This is a genomic window from Thermostichus vulcanus str. 'Rupite' (genome assembly GCF_022848905.1).
GTDB classification, from domain to species: domain Bacteria; phylum Cyanobacteriota; class Cyanobacteriia; order Thermostichales; family Thermostichaceae; genus Thermostichus; species Thermostichus vulcanus_A.
Genome location: NZ_JAFIRA010000001.1, coordinates 232614 through 254357, shown reverse-complemented (window position 1 = coordinate 254357; position 21744 = coordinate 232614). Strand labels below are relative to the sequence as shown.

Below are 21744 nucleotides of genomic sequence, written 5' to 3'. Positions count from 1 at the left end.
AACAATAGGCTCCGCAGGGTGCGGAGCAGGAAAAAGCCTGAGTCCCCATGGGAGAGCCGCCATGCACCTGATCAATCCTTTGAATTGGCCCTATAAAGTCGTGAGTCGGATCCCCCTCTTGGCTCTGCTCAGTCTATTGTTGTTGGGATCCCGGTCGGTAGCGCAAGAAACGCCGGTGCGGATCCCGTTTGAACCGACGGTGACCTATGGGGAAGGGTATGGAGAACAAGCTGTGGCCCAACAAGCACAGACCCGCTTTGATCTGAAGTTGTTCGATCAACTGCTCCAGCAACAGCCGCAAGAGAATCTCTTTTTCTCGCCGTTAAGCATTCGTCTGGCCTTGAGCATGGTGTACAACGGCGCTTCTGGAGAAACGCAAGCCGCCATTGCCGAGGTTCTGGAAGCCGAAGAGTTGTCCCTCACCCAGTTGAACTGGGCCAATGCGCAACTAGTGAGTGGGCTGGTGGAGAAGTCCCAGCTTGACGAAAACAATCCGATACAGGTGCAAATTGCCAACGGACTTTGGGTGGATCAAGCCATTACCTTTCGGCCTCAGTTCTTGCAAGCCCTAGCCAGTTATTACCAGGCGGTGGTGAATCGGGTGAATTTGGGATCCCGGCAAACCGTGCAAGATATCAACACCTGGGTGAAGGAGCGCACCCAAGGCAAGATCGACCGCATTGTGGAGCGGTTGAGCCGCGATGATTTGATGGTGCTGATCAATGCTATCTCTTTCAAGGGAAGGTGGACGCAGCCGTTTGATCCAGATCGCACCCAGTTGCAACCCTTTACCCTCCCAGGTGGCAAACGGGTAAAAGTGCCAATGATGACTCAATCCGGTCGTTATGGCTACCTAGAAACCGAACGTCTCCAAGTGGTACGGCTGCCTTATGGCGAAGGGGAAATGGAAATGCTAATCCTCTTGCCGAAGGAGGGTGTGGATCCAGAAGCGCTGCGGGCAGAGCTCAACCCAGAAACGTGGGGGGAATGGACGGGATCCCTGCGGTCACGGGCCGGTTCGGTACGGATCCCGAGATTCAACTTGGCCTACGAAACGGATCTGATCCCAACGTTGCGTCAGTTGGGCATGGGCATTGCTTTCTCCGGTGGCGCGGATTTTAGCCAAATGACCTCAGAGCCTGCCCAAATCAGTCAGGTTCTCCACAAAGCAGTAATTGAAGTGAACGAAGAGGGATCCGAAGCCGCGGCTGTAACCGGGGTGATTATTTCCCGTACTGCTATCGACCGGGAGGAACCTTTCCAATTGGTAGTGGATCGACCCTTCTGGTTTGCCATTCGAGATACGGCAACCCAGACGATTTTATTCATGGGATCCGTCGTGGATCCCCAGTGAACTGGCCACACTTTGCCACACTGGATCAATCTGGATGAATGGGGATCCCTGTGAGCTGGAGACTGGATACTCGTGATATACGCCTTGATCTCCCCGGACAAAACCCAACTTCCCCCTGGGGCGGTGGTGAGCATTCCCGGCACCTGGCAGGATTACTGTGCCCTGCGGGACAGCCGGGGGGATGGCTCGATTCCCCGCATAAAATACCGCCAAGGCGAGATTTTGCTAATGAGCCCTTTACCCAGACATGGCCGAGAGGCACATCTGATTTCCCGAATGGTGGAAAGCCTTCTCGACAGTCAACAACGGGACTTTGAGGCTTTTACTCCCATCACGATGGAGCTACCCGAAGAGGGAGGTATTGAACCCGATTACTGTTTCTACATCGATAATCTGAGTGCTTCTCTCGGCAAAGATCGCATGGACTGGAGTGTAGATCCTCCGCCTGATTTGGTGATCGAAATAGATGTCACTACCTATACGGCTGCCGAAGACTATTGGCCCTACCGAGTTCCAGAGGTTTGGTTACTAAAGCACTCAGGATTACAGATTTATGCTTGGTCGGAAGTAGGCTATCAACTGCGTTCTTCCAGCCGCTTTTTCCCAGAATTGAACCTTTCAAGCCTGGTTTCCACTCTGCTTCAGTCCGCCTTAGAGAAAGGCAGTGGGCGGGCCCTGAGGGAGTGGCGTCGCTCATTACCTGTTGATTTGGATGTTGAATAAGTTGAATAAACAGTCAATCCAAACCCCGGCAGCCTGTTACTGAGGATCCTGAACCGGGCGAGAAATCGGTGCCAGATAAATCAACAAGGCTCCTGCCGCAAACCCCATGACATTGCGAAACAAGGGTAACCAATCTGTTGTCCGAGTAACTACTGGACCAATTCCAAAGGCCCCGAACAAGATAAACCACAAAGGAGAGATCAACAAAGCCCAACGCCAGTTAAACAGTTCTTCCGCATGACGGGGTTTACCGGCAAACCCGAAGACAAAACCGCCCAGAATAGAGGTCACCAGCGTCAGGATCCACTGCTCTTGAGGCAACCCAGGCACCACCCGACAGCCCCCCTGATGGAAGCAGCGATCTAGGGTATTCACCGTCTCCATAATCGCCCGATGGGTGCCATGCTCCCGCACGTAAAACTGATTGCCAAAGCGGGACTGCAACTCAATCCAGAAGGTACGTGGCAAAACCTCCCGCACAGCATCCCCAACATTAAAGGCCAGCAGATTGCCACCTCTGGGATCCGCCACCATCAGCACACTGCGCTCATTGAGGCCCCAGTAGTCTTTCACCTGGCGGCCCGGCGTTTGGTCGAACTGGGTCAGTACCCGCAGCTTCCAACCGGTATCTTGCTCGAGCTTGTGCAGCTGTTGAGCCAGTTGGGCTTCTTGGGTGCTGGTCAACTGATTGGCCAAATCCAAAACCGGCAGGGCAGGCTGAGGCAAATCCATCTGCACCACCGGCAAAGCAGGCTGTGCCCAAGTCAGGGATCCCCCGCCCAGCCAAAGGCACAACCCAACGCAAAGCCCCACCCCAACACGGAGTATCCGTTGCCACCCTGTGCTCATGCTGATCCCTCCCCTAAAAATGTCTCTGGTGCTGAGATGCTGAGAACTAATGTTAAGAAGTATTTCAAGTTCTTATAGATCCATCATGCACTGGAACAAACCGTTTGGCCAGAGGGATCCAGAACGAGTGGGCTAGCGAGCCAAAACCCGCAGGGGGATCCTAGATAGGGTTCGACCGGCCAACTGGCCCGACGCAATCCCTATGGGCAAGTGACCCGACAGAATATACAAGTCCTGGTTCTGTAGCGCATTGCCTTTTGCTTGCTGTTGTTGAGCTCTTCGTAAACAGCCGACCAGCATTTTCGGTATTTTCTGGCTGTCATCTTGAGGTCATCTGGGCTTGTCACACTACAAGCATTGGAACCCAATGAGGACACACTCATGATGATGCCTTTGTTAAAAACAGCCCTGCTCTCGGCATTGGCCCTCTCCCTGGTGTTGCCAACGGATGCGGCACTGGCGCAGCGTAGCCGCGGGCGGGGTCGTGATATCCCGGCCTTTGCTCCTGGCTTTGCTGGACGTACAGCGGAGCGGAGCCTTCGCGATATTCACAAAGCAACAGAGGAGGCTTTCCGTGTGGAGCGTTTGGCCGCTCAGGTGAGCAATAGGTTGGCCACAGAGCTGACCGATGAGGGATATGCTGCTCTTGAAGCTGCGCGCACTGCCCAGGCAGCTGGGGAGTTCTTCCGGGCGCGCGAGTTGGCCAAAGCAGCAAAAGCCCTGTTTGAGGCAGCAGAAACCCTCTACGAGGGTGAACTGGGTTACAAGGTGGGTCGCTATGGTCAACCTGAACCCCCCAGCCGCAGCTACTTTGACGCTCCTTTTCGGGCTCAAGAACGTCTGTTTCGGGCTCAAGCAGAGCTTAACTTCAGTGGCGACGCCGTGAATCCAGTTGCCAGCAGGCTTGTTGAGCAAGCCCAGCAGCTGGCAACCGCAAACCCATCAGAGGTCAACTTCACCACTGACTTTCGCATTCTGGCAGAGCACCGAGCTGCCTATGAAATGGCCAAGGCAGCAACCCATCTTCTGGCGGCAGAGCGAGGCTTCTGATGCGACTGCTGTTGGTTGAGGATGATCCGACTCAACGGGTGCCCCTCCAGGTCGCCCTCCGTCAAGGGGGGCACCTGGTGGATGCGGTTCCTGATGCAGAGACGGCTGAGGGCCTTTGTCAGGGCAAAGACTACGATGTGGTGATCGTGGATTGGATGCTACCGGGTCGCAGTGGCGTTGAATTCTGTCGTCGCTTCCGTCAAGCGGGTCAAGGGGCACCGGTGTTGGTGCTGACAGCCCGAGATACAACCGCAGATGTAGTGGTGGGCTTGGATGCGGGAGCCGATGATTATCTGGTCAAGCCTGTGGATGTACCGGAGTTGCTGGCACGGGTACGGGCGCTGGGGCGACGCTCGCCCCAATGGTTGGGGGATTGCTTAACGGTTGCTGGGTTGCAGTTGGATCTGATGACACTGGTAGCACGCTATGGTGACCAAACCGTAATGCTGACGCCGCAGGAGTTCCGACTGCTGGAGTTGCTGATGCGCCAGCCCCAACGGGTGTTCAGTCGTGATTATCTGGAGGCGAATTTGTGGGAATGGGGATCGGAGCCCGAGAGCAACGCCATCAGTCGCCTGATTTATCGACTCAGGCAACGGCTCAGCCCGCTGGGTTGCAACGACTGGGTCGAAACCGTCCATGGTTTAGGCTACCGTCTCCATCCATCTGGTTGGATCGCCGAGTCGGTTGGCTGATCCTGGCCATACCGATTACCTGCTTCGGGGCAGCCCTGTTGACATTTGCCAATTTTCAGCGCTGGTATCGGGCGGATCAGCGCTGGGTGGCCCATACGCTGGAAGTGATGCTGGCCACGGAAATGCTGAACCGACAGTTGCTTGAGGCGGAGGTGAATGCGCAGAGCTATGGCCTAACCCTGGAGCAACCCTATCTTGACGCTTACCAGGCGGCAATTCAGGAGCTGACGGTTACCCAAGGGCAACTTCTAGAGCAGGTGCGGGATAATCCTACCCAATACGAGCGTCTGCAGAGGTTGGGGGATCTGCTGGTTCAGAGTGTGGCTCTGCTCGATCGGCAACTGCTGAGTTTAGGGCCCGCGGATGCTTATGAGATGACAGCAGAGGAGTTGTTTGTCTGGCTTAGCCAAGCGACCGACACGTTGACCCTCACTCGCAACCAACTGCAGGAGTTTGCTGCCCTTGAGGCCGATTATCTGCGGGAGCGCCAGGCCCGTTTGCAAGCTCGCTATCGCCGCAGCGAAAACAGTCTCTATCTCTTGGCTCTCATCGGGCTTGGCGCAGTTGGGGGAGCAATGGTGCTGTTTGGTCGGCAGGAGCAAGAGCTCCGATCCCGATCGCGACAGTTGGAGCTGGCCAATGAGCAACTTTGGCGTTTTGCGGCCAATGCTTCCCATGAGCTGCGGGCGCCATTGGCGGCGGTGTTGAGCAATACCCAGGTGGGTTTGATGCTGTTGCACAGTCCGGTGGCGGATCCGGAGGAAGCCGCTGCCAATCGGCAGCAGAGCTTGGCTTGCTTTGAAACCGTGGTGGCTACGGCGAAGCGAATGAGTGGTTTGGTGCACGACTTATTGCAGTTGGCACGCGCTCAGGGTGGCTCACTGAACTTGATACCTACCGATTTGACGGCTCTACTGCAATCCTGGCAGGGGCGGGTCAAGAGGTTCCTACCAGAAGAACCGGTTTGGATTCAGGCCGATGTCGGCTTACTGCGGCAGGCTTTGGACAATATCCTTCGCAATGCCGAGCGCTATTGCCGCAGCGAGGTCACACTGACCTTAACGTTGCATCCCTTGATGATCACCATCGCAGATGACGGCTGTGGGATCCCTGCTGAACATCTGCCCTACATCTTCGAGCCCTTTTACCGCGTCGGATCAGGGGATGGCTTCGGTCTTGGACTGGCGATCGCCAAGCAGGTTGTCGAAGCTCATGGTGGCCGGATCAGCGTTAGCAGCAGTCTCCATCAGGGCACAGTGTTCCGGGTGATCCTGCCCCGCTTGGGTTGATCCGCTACCCCAGCCACCCACGGCTTTGACTCTGTTCTGGCACATGTTTTCTTCAGCGCTGCCGCGCATCCAGCACAAATAGACCACTGCCCACTGTAAACAGCAGACTGGCCACTACCCCTAGCAGCGTTTGCATGACCTTCAAATCAGTACCCAAATTCATCAACTCGCTCACCCCAAACAGGCTGCTCCCCACCAAGAACAACCAACTGGCCAGCTCGTAGTGGCGGCTGGTTTGCCTGAGGTGTCTCATGCTTCCTCCGAGTGTAACTGCCCATAGGCTACAGCGGCAGCAGCCATTTCAGCAGCCTTTTTCGAACGGCCCTCACCTCGGCCCCAGCATCGCCCATTACCCCAAACTTCTACAGTGAAGTGGGGTGGATGTTCTTCCGCCGCCACAAGGCGATATTCTGGCAGCTCCCCCCACAGGCGTTGGGTAAGCTCTTGCAATGCTGCTTTTGGGTTGCGCCGGGTCGGATCCTGAAACCACTCCTCCACCCGCCGGCGCAAATAGGGATCCAACCAAGGATGTAGGTTGGGCAGGGTATGGATCCCCCAACTGAGGTAAAAGGATCCCAGAAGCGCCTCGAAGGCATCTGCCAGTCGGCGATCCCGTCCAGCCAAATCTTTCTGGGAGCTGGATCCCAACTCCAGGTAGCGCTCCAAGCCGTGCAGATCCGCCAGTTCCGCCAAATGAGCATCACTGATTAAATCGGAGCGAATGGCGGTCAACTCTCCCACCGACAAATCTGGGTAAGACTCAAACAAGAATTCCGTGGCCAAAATCCGTAGGACAGAATCCCCCAACAACTCCAGACGATCATTATTTCGCTGACTATCCAGAGAGGGGTGAATTAGGGCCTGATCCAACAGATCCCAGCGCAGTTGCGCCAGCAAAGCCGCATCCTTGAACCCAAGACGGCTCAGAAGGTGCTCCAGGGCACGGCGACGGGGCGGGATCAGCTCAGACTCAGACATAAAACCTAAGACTCAAATCTCAATCACCTAAGCTCGCGGGTTGCTGTCGGAAAACGGTTCTTGGTGCTGCTCTACACATGCTCTACACAAAAATGACATTTCCAATAATCTCATTTGCTCGAATAGATGACCTCCGCCCAGCCCTTTGACGCTATCCAATTGCCCACGGCAAGCTGCACCACACCCAAATAGAATTACGATCCTGGCGTGCAGATCTTTCGTGCAGATCAGAGTCTTTTATGGAGATCAGGATGGAAACGCAGTCCCTCTCGCCGCTTGACCAACTACAAGCCATTGCCGCAGAAGAGGGCAAACCCCTGCAGGAGCTTTTGGATGAAGTGATTTACCTGTTGCGACGCACTCGCGTCAAAGCCCTGGATCGAGAAACCCGCAGGGATCCCAAAACTGTACAGCGAGACTTTGGAACAACTCCCTCCGCTTGGGCTAGACAGGACATTGAAGAGGATGCGGGCCTGATGGAGGATCTGCTTTCGGTCTATCGGGATCCCGTAGAATGGCAAGCTTTGTTGCTCACTCTGCAAAAACGGGCTGCTGGGGAAAGCGCTTGAGGGGATCCGTGGAACAAAGATGTTAATCTATGTAAAGCATTTTTAATAAACTCTTGCCTTTGCATCGCCCATGAACGCTCACGATTGGTCCACCGCCGAACAGCAAATTGCTCAAGCTGCTTTTAAGAACGCCTACGATCGCGAAACCTCCACTCTGATTCAGGATGTACGGGCCAAAGCCGGTTCCATCGCCCGCTTAGAAGATCTTTGGCGGCTGCATGACTTTCTCAGTGCCCGTCGCCACGAGATTGACGGCAAGTATGACTACAGTTACCCGAGTTTGATTTTTGTGTTTGCGGAGTTGCTACGGGAGGGCTGGCTGCACTTAGGAGATCTGGAGGGACTCAGCCGCGACAAACTGGCCAAGATTACCTCGTTGGCGCGCATGTAGGGGATCCCACCCTTGAGCCTGTTTGCTTGTTTACATTTTTTTACATTTTTCGTAACTAACGGTAAGGTGAGGAATGGAGCTTGAACGTTTGAAGCCCCTTACCGATAGGACTGAATCATGCCTTACAACGTAGAGACCGCTCGCACCATCTTTCCGGAGACTCTTGCTGCGGATGTTGTCCCTGCAACCATTGCCCGATTTAACCAGCTCAGTGCAGAAGACCAACTGGCCCTGATCTGGTTTGCATATCTAGAAATGGGCAAAACCATCACCATTGCCGCCCCTGGTGCAGCCAGTATGGTTCTGGCCGAGCGTACCCTCGAAGAGTTCCGGAAAATGTCCTTCCGGGAGCAAACCCAAGCCATGTGCGACTTGGCCAACCGCGCCGATACTCCCATTTGTCGCACCTATGCTGTTTGGTCACCGAACGTCAAGTTGGGGTTCTGGTACCAGTTGGGCAAGTGGATGGAGGAAGGGATCGTTGCCCCCATTCCGGAGGGATACCGCCTCTCCGCCAATGCTTCTGCTGTGTTGCAAGCTATTCAAGCGGCTGATTCCGGCCAACAGATCACGATTTTGCGCAATGCAGTGGTGGACATGGGCTACGACCCGGCCAAGTTGGGCCAGTTTAACCGCGTCAGTGAACCCGTAGTGCCTCCCAAATCCATGTCGGAGCGCACCAAGGTTTCTATTGAGGGGATCACCAATCCCACCGTCCTCAACTATATGGACAACCTCAATGCCAACGATTTCGATGCTCTGATCAAGCTGTTCACGCCAGATGGAGCTCTACAGCCACCCTTCCAGCGTCCGATCGTCGGCACTGAGGCCATCCTGCGCTTCTTCCGAGAGGAGTGCCAGAACTTGAAACTTTTGCCGGAGCGGGGGGTGTCTGAGCCTGCCGAAGATGGCTACACACAGATTAAGGTGACTGGAAAAGTGCAGACCCCCTGGTTTGGTGGCAATGTCGGTATGAATGTGGCCTGGCGATTTTTGTTGAACCCGGAGAATCAGATTTTCTTTGTGGCGATTGACCTGCTGGCCTCACCCAAGGAACTGCTGAATTTCATCCGTTGAGGATCCCAAGACCCAAGGGATCCCTGTTTGTTCTAGGGAAGGGATCCCTATAAATTAAAGAATGGGCGATTGCGCATGGACATTAAGTAGGTGTTCTCCAGATGGGGATGCGCCTGTTTTTGTCTAGAGTTTTTTTGAAGCCAGAGGGATGATCCTTTGGCTTTATCTTTATGCTTTATTCCGGTTGGCGCATATTCCGGTTGGCGCAGTCGGGCAGTGGAAATAGAGCTAACAGCCCGATCACTGCTGGTGGAGGAAGCGATGCTGGAAATCCGGGATCCAATATTGCTCTTGGCCCCGAAGCTGTTGATGCTCTCGGCAGTGGGCGTGGGTCGAGCTGGCAGAATGGGGGACTGCACAGCCTTGGGAAACGCTTCGCCCGTTGGTGAGTCTGTCGGTTTTTCCGCTGGCTGAACAGGGGGAATCACCCCAGGCTCAGAAAACCCTGAAACCATTTTCGGAGCTTCTCCGGTTGGGGGGGAAATGTCCGAAGTGATCTCAGAGGAGTCAGGGGATTCAGAGATAGGTTCTGGTACGGCTTTCTCCTCTGGTGCTTGCGGTTCGGGGGGGGCCGTTTCTGCCGTTGGGGCTGGGCGCTTGCCGACAAGCATTTGCATAAAGTCATCGGTGGCATCCTCAGCCGGCTTACCCGATTCCAACCCGGTGGATTCCTTCTTGTCTGCGGTGGCACTCATGGCGGAAAAGGCATCCCAAGCTTTATCAGGGGCAGTGGGGGTTTTGGTCGAGACTGCATCCAATGTCGACAAGGGATCCCGATCCCGACCAGAGGTAGCCGCTTTGGGATCAGGTCGTGGAACTGGAGTTGTAGCGCGAGTGGAGAGATCTTTGGCAGGAGGCTGCTTGGGTTGAGGGGATGGCGAAGGGACAGGCTTGCGGGTCGAGGAGGTAGGGGGAACTGGGGGGGCTTGACCAGCGATCTTTGCCCATAAAGCTTTGAGGGCTTGCCACATGACTGTATTGGCTCCTGATCGAAGGGGTGAAGGAGGCGCAGCTGCGAATGGTGTTATCCTGCCATGCCCTGACTGGAGAATCCATCCCTACTGCTCATATCTTGATAGAGCAAAGTCATAATGAGTATGATTAAGGAGCTTATCGTCAACTGAGAGTGAACTCCCGATGGCTCAGATTCGAGAAATTCCGCTTGCCCAAATTCGCCGTCCGCTGCCGCGTCAAACGGATCCGGATAAGGTGCTAGCGCTGATGGCTTCCATCGATGAAATTGGCCTGCAAGAACCGATTGAGGTTCTGGAGGTGGAAGGAGAATATTACGGGTTTTCGGGCTGTCACCGTTACGAAGCTTTTACCCGGTTGGGCAAAGAGCGGATCCCTTGTCGAGTCCGGAAGGCGCCGCGTGCTGTTTTGAAACTGCATTTGGCGTGACGGGATCCCTTCCCTGGTCAACCCTAGAGGATCCCATCACTCCGTCGGTTCCTCTTCGGCGCTGTAGCCCCGTTCATAGGCAAAACGAACCAACTGCGAGCGGTTCTCTAAAGAGAGCTTGCTCAGAATATTGGTCAGGTGGGTTTGTACCGTGCGCGGGCTGATGAACAGTTTCTCGCCAATTTGCTTGTTGGTGGAGCCGCGAATCACCTCCCGAAACACCCGTTCTTCGGCAGCGGTTAGGGGCAGCTCAGCCGGAGTTGGGCGGGGCGACGCTTCGGGTTTTGCCTGGGGTTGCTGTTGGATCAGGCGCAGAATTTCCGATTGGGTGCGGCGAGACCGTTCAATCTGGGCTTCGATTTTGGCCACCAATTCCAGTGGTTCAAAGGGTTTGATGATGTAGTCATCTGCCCCCCATTCATAGCCCTGCACTCGGTCATCCACTTCCCCCCGCGACGAAAGAAAGATGAAGGGGACGAGCTCTCCGCCCCGCTGCTGACGCAGTTGCCGACAGAATTCGAAGCCGTCCATTTCCGGCATCACCACATCCGAAACCACCACATCCGGTTGTTCCTGGGCAAAAAGGCGTAAGCCCTCTATACCGGAAGCACCTGTGTAAACCCGATAGCCATGCTGAGTGAGGTGGCGGCTCAGCACCTTTAGTGACAGGGGATCGTCATCTACGACCAGTACACGCTTCATTGCTGACTCAAGGGGGAAGCTGTCGGGGAAAGAAAGAGGGGGTTATCTGCCAAGCGGGGCAAGACTTAGGAATAGATTCTTGCCCCATGATAGTGACTGAATCCGAGGCTGTCTTGCTGGATCCACAGTGCCTGTGGAGGTGAACTACTGATCATGATCAAGATCTTATAGCTCAAATTCAGCTCTAGGCCGTTTAAGCTCCCATCCCCGAGTATTGTTGTAACCCTTTCCGCCATAACCAGCGATTCACAACCCAAAAAAGCCCAATCCAGGCCAATCCGGTCACAAAGCCACGCCCTATATCCACCGGGATCCCTACCCAAAGGCTGGCGGGAAAATGAACCAAGTAGGGGAACGGCGTCCAGGAGACGATCTGCCGCAACCCAGGCGGAAACACCTCTAGCGGGGCGATCACCCCCGACAGAAACAGGTACACCAAAAAGTGAAATTGCTCTACTGCTGTTACCCGTTCTACCCAAAAGGCCAGTAGGGCCAGAGTGTACTGCATCAAAAAGCGCAGCGTAAACGCCATCAGCACCGCCAGGGATCCCAGCCCCACCTGCATCAGGGACGGGATCCAAAAGGCTCGCGGGTAAAGCCCAAAAAACAGGCCAATCAAAAGCAGGGTAAAGGGTAGGCGAGCTAAGCGCTCCACCACATGGCTCGTGACGTGGTGCCACACCGGATCCATCGGTTGCAACAGCCGCGGCGATAGCTTGCCCTCCACCACCTCCCGTTCAAACTCCCAGATCACCCAGACGATGGTGAATTGCCGCACAATGAACACTGCCAGGAAATAGCGGATGAATTCCAGTGAGGAGAGGGAAAAATCCCCTGTCTGGGCTGCTTCACTCCATACCCCCATCATGATCAAAGGCAGGGATCCGGCCAAGACCCACAGGATCAACTCAGCCCGATACTCCAGCATGTAGGCGTAGTAGGTGGAAAAGAGAGCACCCAGTTTGCGAAAGAAGGCTTGCATCCTTGCATCAGAGTTTTATGTTCTACAACCCTAAGGGGCTAAAGTGGGGCAATACCATGGCCAAATTGACCACCGCACCAATCACCACCACCGTCGGTGGAGCGACATCGGGTGGCTGCCTCTGCAACTGATCCAACCGGTACAGGTGAATCTCTTGCTGCGGAGTCGTACCCCAGCGAATTAGGGCAACCGGGGTATCGGGGGCCTTACCGCCTGCCAGTAATTCCGCCACGATATGGCTGAGGTTGTGCATACCCATGTACACCACCAGCGTTTCCACCGCCGTCGCCAAAGCCCGCCAGTTCACCTCAGGGCGATATTTCCCCGCTGCTTCATGCCCCGTGACAAAGGCTACCGAAGAGCTGAACTCCCGATGGGTCAAGGGGATCCCGGCATAGGCACTGGCCGCAATTCCCGCCGTAATGCCCGGCACCACCTCTACGGCAATCCCCGCCTGTACTAGAGCCAGCATTTCTTCCCCGCCCCGCCCAAACACGAAGGGATCCCCACCCTTGAGGCGCACCACCACCGCTGCAGTCTGGGCCTTTTCAATCAGTAGGGCTGTAATCTGCTCCTGAGGCAGCGTATGAGCGCCCCGGTTTTTGCCGGCATAGATCCGTTCGGCGCTGGCTGGGATCAAGTCCAAAATTGGCCCCCCCACCAGGGCATCGTAAATCACCACATCCGCATGGGCCAGCAGGGCTTTCCCCTTCACCGTCAGCAACCCCGGATCCCCTGGCCCTGCCCCCACCAAATACACCTTGCCCATACGGTTTTTCAGTCCTTCGGAGAATACAGGAGAATGCCTATGGAAATGATGGTGATGGAAACCCTCGTGGAGTTCTAGGGAAGCCCTATTCTAGCGCTGGAAAAGCCCCCTCAACTGTGTCGGCAATCGCCTCGATCAAGAGTGGATCTTGCCAGAGGGGCGGCTCCACCTGGATTTTCAGCAGCGGCCATTCCCGTTGTAACTGCTGGGCTTGAGAGTGCAAAGCGCGCAGCAGCCCGCCTGGAAACAGAAAAAACGGCAGCAACCGCAGGTGATGTTGGCTCAAGCGCAAGCAATGAATGACAGCCGCTTCCAACATCGGTGGTTGGGCGACAAAGGCCATGTGTAAGGGGATCCCGGGCAAGCGCTGCTCCAATTGTTGGATCCCGGCCTGTAACTGAGCCGCAAACCCCGGCAGACGACTGCCATGGGCCAGCACAATCCAGGCATCCGCCCGCTCGGAAGCATCCTGCAGATGGGTATGAATACGAGCCGCCAGCAGATCCCACACAGCCGGATGGCTTCCAATCGGAGGGGTAAGCCGGATTTTCAGGTGTGGCCAGCGGGCCTGTACCTGTTGCAGCGCTGCGGGCAAATCCTCCTCCACATGGGATCCCCCCCCCATGAACAGCGACAGCAGCACCACCCGACCGGGCGACCACCCCACCTGACGCGGCAAACGGGCCTGGAGCTGGTGATCGATTTGGTCTGCCAAGCTCAGAGGCTGCCCTTCCAGCTGGGCTAGCTCCACCGTCAACGGGATCCGCTGCCGCACCCGCGCCAACAAATCCGCCAAAGCCTGTTGATACTCGGGATCCCGGCTGCCATGGCAAACCAAAAACACCAGTGGAAATAAGGGCATGGCCAGGATTCGGGATCCAAACAGGACTGTTCCATTCTGATGTTCCATTTTGAAAGATTACAGAAAGATCACAACAACTCCTCGCGTATGATTTGGATGGTGTACATCCTGTTGTCCGGCTTAATCAGCCCTTCCCTAGGATTTCATGTCATTTGAGAATCGTTCCGCTACCCCCGAATTGTTGATCCATGTGCTGCGGGAGGGCTTGACCGAATCTACCCATCATTGCCAAGCGGTTGTGGCCGATAGCCGTGGACGTTCTCTAGCGATGGCTGGCAACAGTACGGCTGCGGTTTTTGCCCGTTCTGCCCTCAAACCCTTTCAAGCGCTGGCAATGCTCTCCACCGGCATCCGAGAGCGCTATCGTCTGAGCGAAAAAGATATTGCCATTATGTGCGGATCCCATCAGGGCACCATGGCCCATGCTCGGCAAGTCTTCGGCATGATGTGGCGAGCGGATCTGGCTCCAGAGCTGTTGATCTGCCCCACCCCACCCGAGAAGCCCAGTCCTCTGTGTCACAACTGCTCCGGCAAACATGCGGGTATGCTCATGGCCAGCCGTACCCAAAACTGGACGTTACAGGACTACGCTCAGCGGCAACATCCGGTCCAAGCGCTGGTGCGGGCCAAGTTGGCGGAACTGTTGCAAATGCCCTCAGAAGAATTTTTATGTGCCCGGGATGACTGTGGTGTGCCCACCTACCAGTTGCAACTAAACCAAATGGCCTCCCTCTTCGCCCAACTGACGGCTGGAGAGCGGGCGGATCTGGAATTGGTGGCGCGGGCCATGACTCATCAGCCGGAAATGGTGGCCGGCAGTGGGCACTTCGATACCGAGCTGATGCGAGCCACCCAGGGGGAGCTAGTCAGCAAGTCCGGTGCGGAAGGGATCCAGTGTATTGGCCGTGTGGGAGAAGGCATGGGTTTGGCCATTAAAGTGCAAGATGGAGCCGCACGTGCCAAATATGCCCTTGCCCTGCACCTACTCCAGCGCATGGGCTGGATTCAACCGGCGGCTGCCGAAATGCTAGGGGAACGCTTTCTCTCCGTTGGCCCCTATACCCGTCTGGAGGTAGAAGGGGAGCTGCGCATGGCCTGATGGGATTGCGGATTGTCCCAAGGCCCAAGGCTCAACGCTGATAAGGATTGGGGTTGGGGTTAGAGCCTTGGCCTTTGTTGCGGTACTTGGGGTTGATGGTTAAAGTACCAGTACCCAGGCCCCGCTGGGCTAAGAACTCCAAGTTGCGGCGGCGCATCGTGGTGTCATAGTCGTTTTTAACTCGATCTTCCATCATCGCCACCTGTTGTAGCGCACTCAGCAAAATGGAAGCAGCTTGCTCGGAGGTATAGCCATTCTGGGAAGCATAGCGCACTGCAAACTCATCAGCAGCCACCTGAGGTTTTTGACCTTTTTCCGCTTTGCGCAACAGAAATACCGCTGAAGCAGCCAACCCTGCTGCCAAGCCAACGCCAAGGTTATCCCCCATCTGTAGCTCCACCAAAATGCCCATACTGCCCGCCCCGATCAACGCCGGGTAGAGCAACAACGCTGACCAGTTATCCCCCAAAGCCAGCTCAGTGGCCATCACTGCCTCGCGCAAAAAGTAGATCTTCTGCTGATCACTGCTCAGCTTTTGCCAGCGGCTGAGGTCGATGGCGAAGCGGGAATACTTTTGCCACGGGAAGCGCCACAGGGGCTGCACAATTCGAGATTGGTCGGGAGTACCGATCTCGATCTGAACTTCAGGACGGATCTCCACCGGGAGAAACTGGATCAGGCGATCAAACTCGGAAATGGTGTACATGCTGGATCGGTAAGGTTGAGGGAGCGGCTGGAGAGCATCCATATAGTAAGGGATTCTAGCCTTCTCTGCAGACGACCTCCAACAAAGCCTGCAGTACTCCATGCCTCGTTTACATGGAGATGTCAAATCGGGACAGGTTCTTTGGCGGTCTCTTGCCGCAGATAAGAATGGATAAAGTGCATCAGCTCACTCGGCTCCCCGTTCATGAAAGCATCGACGTTATAGGTTTCGGCGTTGGTGCGGTGATCTTTGATCAGCTTGTAGGGATCAAAGGTATAGGTGCGGATGCGCCCCCCAAAGCCCTGGGTCACCATGCCACCCCGAATTTCCGCTAGCTTTTGCCGCCGTTTTTCTTCCTCAAGTTCGATCAATTTGGCCTTCAAAATTTGCATGGCCCGCTCTTTGTTTTGCAGTTGCGAGCGTTCTTCGGTACAGCGCACAGCAATACCTGTGGGTTTGTGGATCACGCGGACGGCTGTTTCTACTTTGTTAACGTTTTGGCCACCCGCTCCACCGGAACGGGAAGTCTCAAACTCCAACTCCTCCATTTTGAGTTCGTACTCGTTTTCCGGTTCCAGAATCGGCATCACCTCTACCCCGGCAAAGCTGGTTTGCCGTTTGCCATTGGCATTAAAGGGACTAATTCGCTCCATGCGGTGGTTGCCCTTCTCAGCCGAGAGGTAGCCATAGGCGTAAGGGCCTTCGATCATCAGGGTGGCGGACTTAATCCCGGCTTCGGATCCCTCCGAGTATTCCGATAGGCTCACCTTGTATCCCTGGTTTTCCGCCCAGCGGCTGTACATTTTCAGCAGCATTTCCGCCCAGTCCTGAGCATCGGTTCCCCCTGCACCCGCCGTAATCGTCAGGATGGCGCCATTTTTGTCGTAGGGGCCGGAGAGCAACTGTTGCAGTTCCCATTGGCTAAGTTCTTGATCCACCCCAGCCAGGGATCCCTCCATCTCAGCCAACAGATCTGGATCGGGTTCCTCCTGCAGCAGTTCCAGTGCACTTTCGGCATCGGCGAGGCGGTCTTTCCAGCGGTGCACCTGATCCCAAGAGGCTTTTAGGCTATTCAGTTGCTGCATTTGGCGGCGGGCGGCTTCGGCATCATTCCAAAATTCTGGTTGCGAGGCCTCCTGCTCCATGATGGCAATTTGCTGCTCCAGGTTAGGCAGGTCAAAGATAGTCCTGAGCATTGCCCAGGCGTAAGGTGAGCGATTCCAGAGTCCGTCTCAAGTCGGCAAGTTCCATAGGATTCTGATCTGAACGGTGTCTGTAGTGTCTGCGCTTGGGATCCCATCCTAACCTCTGAGGCTCACCCGTAACCCAGCATTTGCTGCTGCTGGCAATCCTGTGACTTTAGGAAAGGGCTTTTGCCCCGATGCCCCTGGCCGAATGCCATGTTGCGCAGGAGCATGGGGAGGGATCCCGTTTTGGAGAGCCAGATATGCTGAACAGGCTATCGCTGCTTTCAGGCTTTATCTTGGCAGCAGGCATCACCACTTTGGTCCTGACCAACCCGACTTTAGAAGAGTACGGAGCCTATGCAGGGGAACAACTGGCCGCCTATGTTACGCAGGAGTACTGTGCGCAAATCCCGGCTTTTCTGAATAGCTTGATCGGGGAATGTCAGGCCCTCGTGCAAGAATTGCAACCCGAACTCAAAGCCCTGTTTATTCGCCAAACCCGCCGGCAAAACTTTGGAATATTCAGTCTCTACACGACAGATTTATCCTTGCTCAACCTCGGCCCCCTCGGCGGATCCCTGCCCACCTATCGCTTTGCCACCCTTGCAGGAGCAGGCCGGTTTTATACCTACGAGATTGTCGAAATTCGAGAAACCCCCTAGTTGACCCGTCTTTCTGCAATACGGTTATCCGTGGTGGCCCAAAGCTCTTTGATCAGGCGATACTCCAGTTCTTTATTCCACTTTCGGGTAAGAAATTGGATAATTTGCTCCCGTCCGGTGATGAATTCAGATCGATTTCTCCACAGACTATCGATCGTATAGGCTAAGGCAACTTTGTGGGGATCCCGGTTATTCCAGGCATTCTCTGCCATCCGCACTTTGAGAGCGGCTGTTTCTAGACTAAAGGGAGGGAAAGGAGGCTTTGACTCAGATTGTGGATTCATAGAATCAGGAATGAAATGAGAAGAAAAGGCTGAGATAGGAAGTTCTATCTCAGCCGCTGGTCTTTGTGTTAGATCATCAGCTGCTATCAGGCATTACCCCGACACAGTACAGCCCTCTACCACTTCTTGTAGGGCAAGAACTTGCCAGACATGATCACCTTGACGCGATCCCCCTTGGGATCCTCTTCCTTTTCCACGTCCAACGTAAAGTCAATCGCGCTCATGATGCCATCACCAAACTTCTCATGAATTACCGTTTTAATTGGCATACCATAGACCTGCATAATCTCATAAAAGCGGTAAATCAAGGGATCCGTCGGCACCACTGGCCCCAAGCCTTTCAGGGGACACTCGGTTAATTGTTTGGCCACCGCAGCATCCAACCCCAAAATTTCAGTGATTTTACTCGCCTCTTCTGGGGAAGCACTGGCCTGGCGATAAAAAACCGCTGCAATCCATACTTCATCCCGCCCTATCTTCTGCTCTAAATCAGCGAATGTTAGACCTTTCTCGGCCTTTGCTGCCAAGAGTTTTTCGGTGATCTCGGGAATGGCTATGCTCATTACAAACTCCTAAACGATGCCTAAACAAGTAACTGTGCTAACTGTGCAACTGACTCAACTTGGATGGAGCTCTCAAACCCGGATGCGTGATTCCTCAACGGCACGGGTTTCTTGGGAGAGATGCTGTTCCATCGCTGCCTTCAGCTCGTGATAGCCTGGCTGCTGATCCAAACTATCTCGGTGACGCGGACGGGCAAATGGCACATCCAAAATTTGAGCAATACGTGCTCCTGGCCCTCGGGTCATCATCACAATCCGATCCGACAACAACAGGGCTTCCTCAATGCTGTGGGTGATCAAAATGACGGTTTTCCGCTGTGACTCCCAGATCCGCTCGATTTCATCCTGAAGAAAACCACGGGTCAAGGCATCCAAGGCTCCAAACGGTTCATCCATCAGCAAAATTTGTGGATCAATCGCCAGTGCCCGAGCAATACCCACCCGCTGTTTCATCCCACCCGACAGCTCATGAGGATGTTTCTTCTCTGCCCCCCGCAACCCCACCAAGTCGACAAACGATTGCACCACCTGTTTCTGCTGAGCCAAGGGCATTTGGGGGTGAACCGTTTCCACTGCAAAGCGGATATTTTCCTCCACTGTCATCCAGGGCATGAGGGCATAGTTTTGAAAGACAATGCCGCGATCTGGGCCGGGAGAGTGAACTTCCTCACCGTTGATCAGCACCTGGCCAGTAGACGGTTGCGACAGCCCAGCGATGATATTTAGCAATGTAGATTTACCGCAGCCAGAGGGGCCGATGATCGAGACAAAGGTATTGGCCTCCACCACCAAATCAATGGGAGAGAGGGCCGCATAATCAACCGAAGCCCGACCAATGATTCGATCCATCAGGCCACGCCGACCGGAATAGATCTTGGTGACCTGGCGTAGTTGCAGTTGCGGGATCCGCTCCGAGCCGACAGAGCCAGAGGACGAAGAATAAGCAGTCGAGGTAACCATCATGATCTGGACCCAAACGCGACCCATTGCTGCAACAAACCAAATAAGCGATCCAGCAACAAACCCACCATGCCAATAACAACAATTGCGGTGATGATGCTGGTGATTTGCAGGTTATTCCATTCATTCCACACAAAATAGCCAAGGCCGGTTCCCCCCACCAGAATCTCCGCAGCCACAATCACCAACCAAGCAATCCCAATGCTGATGCGCAAACCAGCCACAATGTTGGGTGCAGCAGCAGGCAAAATTACCTTGAATATGGTGCGCCACCGAGAAGCCCCCAGGGAACGAGCCACATTCAAATAGGATTGATCCACATTGCTGACCCCAAACTTGGTGTTGATCAGAGTCGGCCAAATGCTGGTAATGGCGATGACAAACAGGGCGGTATTTTCCGAGCTTTTCAGGATCCCCAAACCCAATGGCAGCCAGGCCAAGGGCGAGACCGGCTTCAACAGTTGAATGTAGGGGTCAATCGCCCGTGAGGTTACCTCTGAAAGGCCCACCAGCACCCCCAACGGGATCGCAATCAAGGAGCCGATCGTGAAACCAATCGCCACCCGCCGCAAACTCACCAGCAGATGCCAGCCGATCCCCTTGTCGTTGGGGCCATAATCATAAAAGGGATCCGAAATCCACTCCCAAATGGCCACCAGGGTCTTGCTGGCGGGGGGCATTAACGGAGAAAACAAACCCCAGCGGGCTCCAGCTTCCCACACCCCCAAAATAAGGAGGAACGAGAGCACGAACAAGGCCAATGCCTGCTGATTGGTATCGGGCAAAATTGAACGGATCCATCGCCCTGGCGACACGGAAGAAGACGCCATACTACCTCCGACGGGTGAAGGAGAAAACCTAAAGAAATCTTAAAGGACGGGATCCGCAACAACTGTTCAAGCCAAACAGATGGGATCCCACCCGGGGGTCTAAACCCCAAACCGCTCGATCTGAGCCTGAATGTAGGCAGCCGGATCGCTGGGATCGAACGTATCGAACATCAGGGTCTCGGTTCGCAGCGTTTCTGTCGGTGGGGTTTGTCCCAGTTCCTGGGCCAGCTCACGGGCCAGATCCGTCAAGAAGATGTCCTGACCAATCTGAGAGTAATCGGCATCGGCTTCAGGCAAAAAGTCCCAGCGCACCAACTGGCTGGTGATCCAGTAGGCAAAGCTCTGCCACGGGTAGGGATCAAAATCAATGCGGTCGGGGATGTCGAAGGTATTGCCCAAGCCATCCTCAAACTGGCCCGTCAGCACAGCAGCAACCACTTCCTCCGGCTGATTGAGGAACTCCCGTGGGGAAATGGCTTTGGCGATCTCGGCTCGATTTTCTGCTTGGCTGGCGTAGTTGGCCCCATCAATGATCGCCTTGTTCACAGCGCGGAAGGTGTTGGGGTTGGCATCGATCCAGCTTTGGCTGGCCGCAAACGCACAGCAGGGGTGTCCCGGCCACAGATCTTTGCTAACCATATGAAGGAAGCCCACCCCCTCAAACACCGCCCGCTGGTTAAAGGGATCCGGCATCAACATGGCGTCAATATCCCCCACCGTCAGACGAGCCACGCTATCCGGAGGTGGCACGGGGTTGATCTGCACATCGGTATTGGGATTAAGACCACCCGTGGCCAGGTAGTAGCGGATCAAGAGGTTGTGCATCGAGTAGGGGAAAGGAACCCCAATCGTGAAGCCTTTGAAGTCGGCAGGGCCTTTGAGGGTGTCTTTGTACTTGTTGGCCACAGTAATGGCTTGGCCGTTGATGTTCTCGATGCTGGCCAGCTTAATGGGGAAAGCAGTGGATCCCAGGCCTAATGTGATGGAAATGGGCATCGGGGAGAGCATGTGATAGGCATCCAGTTCCCCAGCGATGGCCGAATCCCGCACGGCAGCCCAACTGGGCATTTTTACCACCTGCACATTCAGCCCGTGCTTCTCGTAGAACTTTAGGGGTTCCGCCATGATGATCGGAGTGGCACAGGTGATGGGGATAAACCCAATTCGCAGATCCGTTTTTTCCAGGGATCCCTGAGCTTGAGTAGACAGTTCCGGGTGCCCTTGCGTGGCCGTCAACCCGATTACCGAAGCTGCCACCATTACCTGGGTCAAAAAGCGCCGCCGCGAGTAGGGGCCAGCCCGTAGGGTATCCGTGAAAAACTCAGAGGCTTGGGGGCCAAATGCCGCCACCATCGCTTGATCGAGGCCCCCCGCCTGCCGGATCATCTCCCGCAAGATCGGCTCCTTTTCGGGGTTGCGCCGACTAAACCGCTCCAAAACCAGCATCTCTAGCATCTCAGTGCGGCTGATCTGATCCGCCAGTTTCAACACCTGTGGCTTGTAAACCCCCATTTTGATCAAGTCATCTGCCAAGTCCGCTGGATTTTGGGGCATGGACGCGAAAAATTCACTGTGATCTTGGGAAGCATGAAAGCCCCCACAGGCGCAGCGTTGTAAATCAAGAGTGAAGAGTTTGTCCATGGAGAATTGCATAAAACCTGTACCCATCTCAAAAGGGCAAACGAGGGAGAACAGACAGTCAGATCTAACCTGGGCCCGCGTAACAGGATCTGTGGGAAAGCAAACCAAACTCTCTCTGGTA

At 55.0% G+C, this 21744-nt stretch carries 25 protein-coding genes and 1 pseudogene; 11 read left to right on the top strand and 15 right to left on the bottom strand.

The genetic code is table 11. The annotated features are described in order from the left end of the window. The first annotated feature begins 61 nt into the window (after positions 1-61). Positions 62-1354, top strand: a complete 1293-nt coding sequence (locus JX360_RS01155) for a serpin family protein (RefSeq protein ID WP_244348563.1) — start codon at positions 62-64, stop codon at positions 1352-1354. Between the two features lie 75 nt (positions 1355-1429). Continuing rightward, positions 1430-2077: a Uma2 family endonuclease gene (locus JX360_RS01150; RefSeq protein ID WP_425244330.1), complete on the top strand. Its 648-nt coding sequence runs from the start codon at positions 1430-1432 to the stop codon at positions 2075-2077. Positions 2078-2113: 36 nt separating this feature from the next. On the opposite strand, the gene JX360_RS01145 is transcribed toward JX360_RS01150, so the two are convergent. After that, the gene (locus tag JX360_RS01145; protein ID WP_279611138.1) at positions 2114-2926 is read right to left on the bottom strand and encodes a TPM domain-containing protein; all 813 of its coding nucleotides are present in this window, start codon (positions 2924-2926) and stop codon (positions 2114-2116) included. Between the two features lie 381 nt (positions 2927-3307). Here JX360_RS01145 and JX360_RS01140 point away from each other — a divergent pair, with 381 nt between their 5' ends. Genes JX360_RS01140 through JX360_RS01130 form a run of 3 tightly spaced genes read left to right on the top strand, consistent with a single transcriptional unit; the run spans position 3308 to position 5960 of the window. Then, positions 3308-3976, top strand: a complete 669-nt coding sequence (locus JX360_RS01140; protein WP_244348559.1) for a hypothetical protein — start codon at positions 3308-3310, stop codon at positions 3974-3976. Next, entirely contained in the window at positions 3976-4671 is a 696-nt protein-coding gene (locus tag JX360_RS01135) for a response regulator transcription factor (protein WP_244348556.1), read from the top strand. The genes JX360_RS01140 and JX360_RS01135 overlap by 1 nt, the downstream gene beginning before the upstream one ends. Further along, positions 4647-5960, top strand: a complete 1314-nt coding sequence (locus tag JX360_RS01130; RefSeq protein WP_244348554.1) for a sensor histidine kinase — start codon at positions 4647-4649, stop codon at positions 5958-5960. The genes JX360_RS01135 and JX360_RS01130 overlap by 25 nt, the downstream gene beginning before the upstream one ends. A gap of 52 nt (positions 5961-6012) precedes the next feature. Here JX360_RS01130 and JX360_RS01125 read toward each other — a convergent pair whose 3' ends face one another. Together JX360_RS01125 and rnc are read right to left on the bottom strand one after the other, a co-directional pair. Next, positions 6013-6213, bottom strand: a complete 201-nt coding sequence (locus tag JX360_RS01125; RefSeq protein WP_244348552.1) for a hypothetical protein — start codon at positions 6211-6213, stop codon at positions 6013-6015. Further along, positions 6210-6938, bottom strand: a complete 729-nt coding sequence (rnc, locus tag JX360_RS01120; protein ID WP_244348550.1) for a ribonuclease III — start codon at positions 6936-6938, stop codon at positions 6210-6212. The genes JX360_RS01125 and rnc overlap by 4 nt, the downstream gene beginning before the upstream one ends. A 251-nt stretch (positions 6939-7189) precedes the next feature. On the opposite strand from rnc, the gene JX360_RS01115 reads away from it, so the two are divergent. The 3 genes from JX360_RS01115 to JX360_RS01105 all read left to right on the top strand — a co-directional run bounded on the left by JX360_RS01115 (position 7190) and on the right by JX360_RS01105 (position 8975). Then, entirely contained in the window at positions 7190-7507 is a 318-nt protein-coding gene (locus JX360_RS01115) for a hypothetical protein (RefSeq protein ID WP_244348548.1), read from the top strand. Positions 7508-7577: 70 nt separating this feature from the next. Beyond that, positions 7578-7898 (top strand): hypothetical protein, encoded by a 321-nt coding sequence (locus JX360_RS01110; RefSeq protein ID WP_244348546.1) that lies wholly within the window; start codon positions 7578-7580, stop codon positions 7896-7898. Positions 7899-8015: 117 nt separating this feature from the next. Next, positions 8016-8975: an orange carotenoid-binding protein gene (locus JX360_RS01105; RefSeq protein WP_244348544.1), complete on the top strand. Its 960-nt coding sequence runs from the start codon at positions 8016-8018 to the stop codon at positions 8973-8975. A gap of 47 nt (positions 8976-9022) precedes the next feature. Here JX360_RS01105 and JX360_RS01100 read toward each other — a convergent pair whose 3' ends face one another. Beyond that, on the bottom strand, positions 9023-9946 hold the full coding sequence (locus JX360_RS01100; protein WP_244348542.1) for a hypothetical protein: 924 nt from the start codon (positions 9944-9946) through the stop codon (positions 9023-9025). A 166-nt stretch (positions 9947-10112) separates the two neighbouring features. Between JX360_RS01100 and JX360_RS01095 the strand changes: the two genes are divergently transcribed. Next, on the top strand, positions 10113-10376 hold the full coding sequence (locus JX360_RS01095; RefSeq protein ID WP_244348541.1) for a sulfiredoxin: 264 nt from the start codon (positions 10113-10115) through the stop codon (positions 10374-10376). 36 nt (positions 10377-10412) lie between these two features. On the opposite strand, the gene JX360_RS01090 is transcribed toward JX360_RS01095, so the two are convergent. The 4 genes from JX360_RS01090 to JX360_RS01075 form a co-directional block, all read right to left on the bottom strand. After that, positions 10413-11078: a response regulator transcription factor gene (locus tag JX360_RS01090; protein ID WP_244348540.1), complete on the bottom strand. Its 666-nt coding sequence runs from the start codon at positions 11076-11078 to the stop codon at positions 10413-10415. 193 nt (positions 11079-11271) lie between these two features. Continuing rightward, positions 11272-12060 (bottom strand): ABC transporter permease, encoded by a 789-nt coding sequence (locus tag JX360_RS01085; protein WP_244348538.1) that lies wholly within the window; start codon positions 12058-12060, stop codon positions 11272-11274. A gap of 22 nt (positions 12061-12082) precedes the next feature. Beyond that, positions 12083-12829: a uroporphyrinogen-III C-methyltransferase gene (gene cobA / locus JX360_RS01080; protein WP_244348536.1), complete on the bottom strand. Its 747-nt coding sequence runs from the start codon at positions 12827-12829 to the stop codon at positions 12083-12085. A gap of 85 nt (positions 12830-12914) precedes the next feature. Further along, positions 12915-13691: a sirohydrochlorin chelatase gene (locus JX360_RS01075; protein WP_244348534.1), complete on the bottom strand. Its 777-nt coding sequence runs from the start codon at positions 13689-13691 to the stop codon at positions 12915-12917. Positions 13692-13836: 145 nt separating this feature from the next. Between JX360_RS01075 and JX360_RS01070 the strand changes: the two genes are divergently transcribed. After that, the gene (locus tag JX360_RS01070; protein WP_244348532.1) at positions 13837-14790 is read left to right on the top strand and encodes an asparaginase; all 954 of its coding nucleotides are present in this window, start codon (positions 13837-13839) and stop codon (positions 14788-14790) included. Between the two features lie 31 nt (positions 14791-14821). Here the strand turns inward: JX360_RS01070 and JX360_RS01065 are convergent, their stop codons facing one another. Beyond that, complete coding sequence (locus JX360_RS01065) at positions 14822-15496, bottom strand: DUF3318 domain-containing protein (RefSeq protein ID WP_244348530.1); 675 nt, start codon at positions 15494-15496, stop codon at positions 14822-14824. Between the two features lie 122 nt (positions 15497-15618). After that, positions 15619-16747, bottom strand: a protein-coding gene (gene prfB / locus JX360_RS01060; protein WP_244348528.1) for a peptide chain release factor 2 whose coding sequence is annotated in 2 segments (ribosomal slippage) — positions 15619-16674 and positions 16676-16747 — 1128 coding nt in all. Because the reading frame shifts where the segments join, the coding sequence is not laid out codon by codon here. A gap of 130 nt (positions 16748-16877) precedes the next feature. On the opposite strand from prfB, the gene JX360_RS01055 reads away from it, so the two are divergent. Then, positions 16878-17345 (top strand): DUF4359 domain-containing protein, encoded by a 468-nt coding sequence (locus JX360_RS01055; protein ID WP_244348526.1) that lies wholly within the window; start codon positions 16878-16880, stop codon positions 17343-17345. Between the two features lie 8 nt (positions 17346-17353). On the opposite strand, the pseudogene JX360_RS01050 reads toward JX360_RS01055, so the two are convergent. From JX360_RS01050 to JX360_RS01030, 5 genes and pseudogenes are all read right to left on the bottom strand, one after another. Continuing rightward, positions 17354-17629, bottom strand: a pseudogene (locus tag JX360_RS01050) (DUF1348 family protein); the annotation flags it as partial. A 116-nt stretch (positions 17630-17745) separates the two neighbouring features. Beyond that, positions 17746-18192 carry a cyanase gene (gene cynS / locus JX360_RS01045; RefSeq protein WP_244348523.1) on the bottom strand — a complete coding sequence of 149 codons (447 nt, stop codon included), beginning with the start codon at positions 18190-18192 and terminating at the stop codon, positions 17746-17748. 72 nt (positions 18193-18264) lie between these two features. Further along, a complete protein-coding gene (locus tag JX360_RS01040) occupies positions 18265-19152 on the bottom strand; it encodes an ABC transporter ATP-binding protein (protein WP_244348606.1) in 888 nt (295 codons plus the stop codon). Then, positions 19152-19982, bottom strand: a complete 831-nt coding sequence (gene ntrB / locus JX360_RS01035; protein ID WP_244348520.1) for a nitrate ABC transporter permease — start codon at positions 19980-19982, stop codon at positions 19152-19154. Before ntrB ends, JX360_RS01040 begins: the two co-directional genes overlap by 1 nt. Before the next feature lie 99 nt (positions 19983-20081). Continuing rightward, on the bottom strand, positions 20082-21635 hold the full coding sequence (locus JX360_RS01030; protein ID WP_244348517.1) for a CmpA/NrtA family ABC transporter substrate-binding protein: 1554 nt from the start codon (positions 21633-21635) through the stop codon (positions 20082-20084). Positions 21636-21744: the final 109 nt, after the last annotated feature.

What these genes read in the sequence shown, in the direction of transcription:
- JX360_RS01155 (WP_244348563.1), top strand. Translation starts at nt 62, where the DNA reads ATGCACCTGATCAATCCTTTGAATTGGCCCTATAAAGTCGTGAGTCGG.
- JX360_RS01145 (WP_279611138.1), bottom strand. Translation starts at nt 2,926, where the DNA reads ATGAGCACAGGGTGGCAACGGATACTCCGTGTTGGGGTGGGGCTTTGC.
- JX360_RS01140 (WP_244348559.1), top strand. Translation starts at nt 3,308, where the DNA reads ATGATGATGCCTTTGTTAAAAACAGCCCTGCTCTCGGCATTGGCCCTC.
- JX360_RS01135 (WP_244348556.1), top strand. Translation starts at nt 3,976, where the DNA reads ATGCGACTGCTGTTGGTTGAGGATGATCCGACTCAACGGGTGCCCCTC.
- JX360_RS01125 (WP_244348552.1), bottom strand. Translation starts at nt 6,213, where the DNA reads ATGAGACACCTCAGGCAAACCAGCCGCCACTACGAGCTGGCCAGTTGG.
- rnc (WP_244348550.1), bottom strand. Translation starts at nt 6,938, where the DNA reads ATGTCTGAGTCTGAGCTGATCCCGCCCCGTCGCCGTGCCCTGGAGCAC.
- JX360_RS01115 (WP_244348548.1), top strand. Translation starts at nt 7,190, where the DNA reads ATGGAAACGCAGTCCCTCTCGCCGCTTGACCAACTACAAGCCATTGCC.
- JX360_RS01110 (WP_244348546.1), top strand. Translation starts at nt 7,578, where the DNA reads ATGAACGCTCACGATTGGTCCACCGCCGAACAGCAAATTGCTCAAGCT.
- JX360_RS01105 (WP_244348544.1), top strand. Translation starts at nt 8,016, where the DNA reads ATGCCTTACAACGTAGAGACCGCTCGCACCATCTTTCCGGAGACTCTT.
- JX360_RS01100 (WP_244348542.1), bottom strand. Translation starts at nt 9,946, where the DNA reads ATGTGGCAAGCCCTCAAAGCTTTATGGGCAAAGATCGCTGGTCAAGCC.
- JX360_RS01095 (WP_244348541.1), top strand. Translation starts at nt 10,113, where the DNA reads ATGGCTCAGATTCGAGAAATTCCGCTTGCCCAAATTCGCCGTCCGCTG.
- JX360_RS01090 (WP_244348540.1), bottom strand. Translation starts at nt 11,078, where the DNA reads ATGAAGCGTGTACTGGTCGTAGATGACGATCCCCTGTCACTAAAGGTG.
- JX360_RS01085 (WP_244348538.1), bottom strand. Translation starts at nt 12,060, where the DNA reads ATGCAAGCCTTCTTTCGCAAACTGGGTGCTCTCTTTTCCACCTACTAC.
- cobA (WP_244348536.1), bottom strand. Translation starts at nt 12,829, where the DNA reads ATGGGCAAGGTGTATTTGGTGGGGGCAGGGCCAGGGGATCCGGGGTTG.
- JX360_RS01075 (WP_244348534.1), bottom strand. Translation starts at nt 13,691, where the DNA reads ATGCCCTTATTTCCACTGGTGTTTTTGGTTTGCCATGGCAGCCGGGAT.
- JX360_RS01070 (WP_244348532.1), top strand. Translation starts at nt 13,837, where the DNA reads ATGTCATTTGAGAATCGTTCCGCTACCCCCGAATTGTTGATCCATGTG.
- JX360_RS01065 (WP_244348530.1), bottom strand. Translation starts at nt 15,496, where the DNA reads ATGTACACCATTTCCGAGTTTGATCGCCTGATCCAGTTTCTCCCGGTG.
- JX360_RS01055 (WP_244348526.1), top strand. Translation starts at nt 16,878, where the DNA reads ATGCCCCTGGCCGAATGCCATGTTGCGCAGGAGCATGGGGAGGGATCC.
- cynS (WP_244348523.1), bottom strand. Translation starts at nt 18,192, where the DNA reads ATGAGCATAGCCATTCCCGAGATCACCGAAAAACTCTTGGCAGCAAAG.
- JX360_RS01040 (WP_244348606.1), bottom strand. Translation starts at nt 19,152, where the DNA reads ATGGTTACCTCGACTGCTTATTCTTCGTCCTCTGGCTCTGTCGGCTCG.
- ntrB (WP_244348520.1), bottom strand. Translation starts at nt 19,982, where the DNA reads ATGGCGTCTTCTTCCGTGTCGCCAGGGCGATGGATCCGTTCAATTTTG.
- JX360_RS01030 (WP_244348517.1), bottom strand. Translation starts at nt 21,635, where the DNA reads ATGCAATTCTCCATGGACAAACTCTTCACTCTTGATTTACAACGCTGC.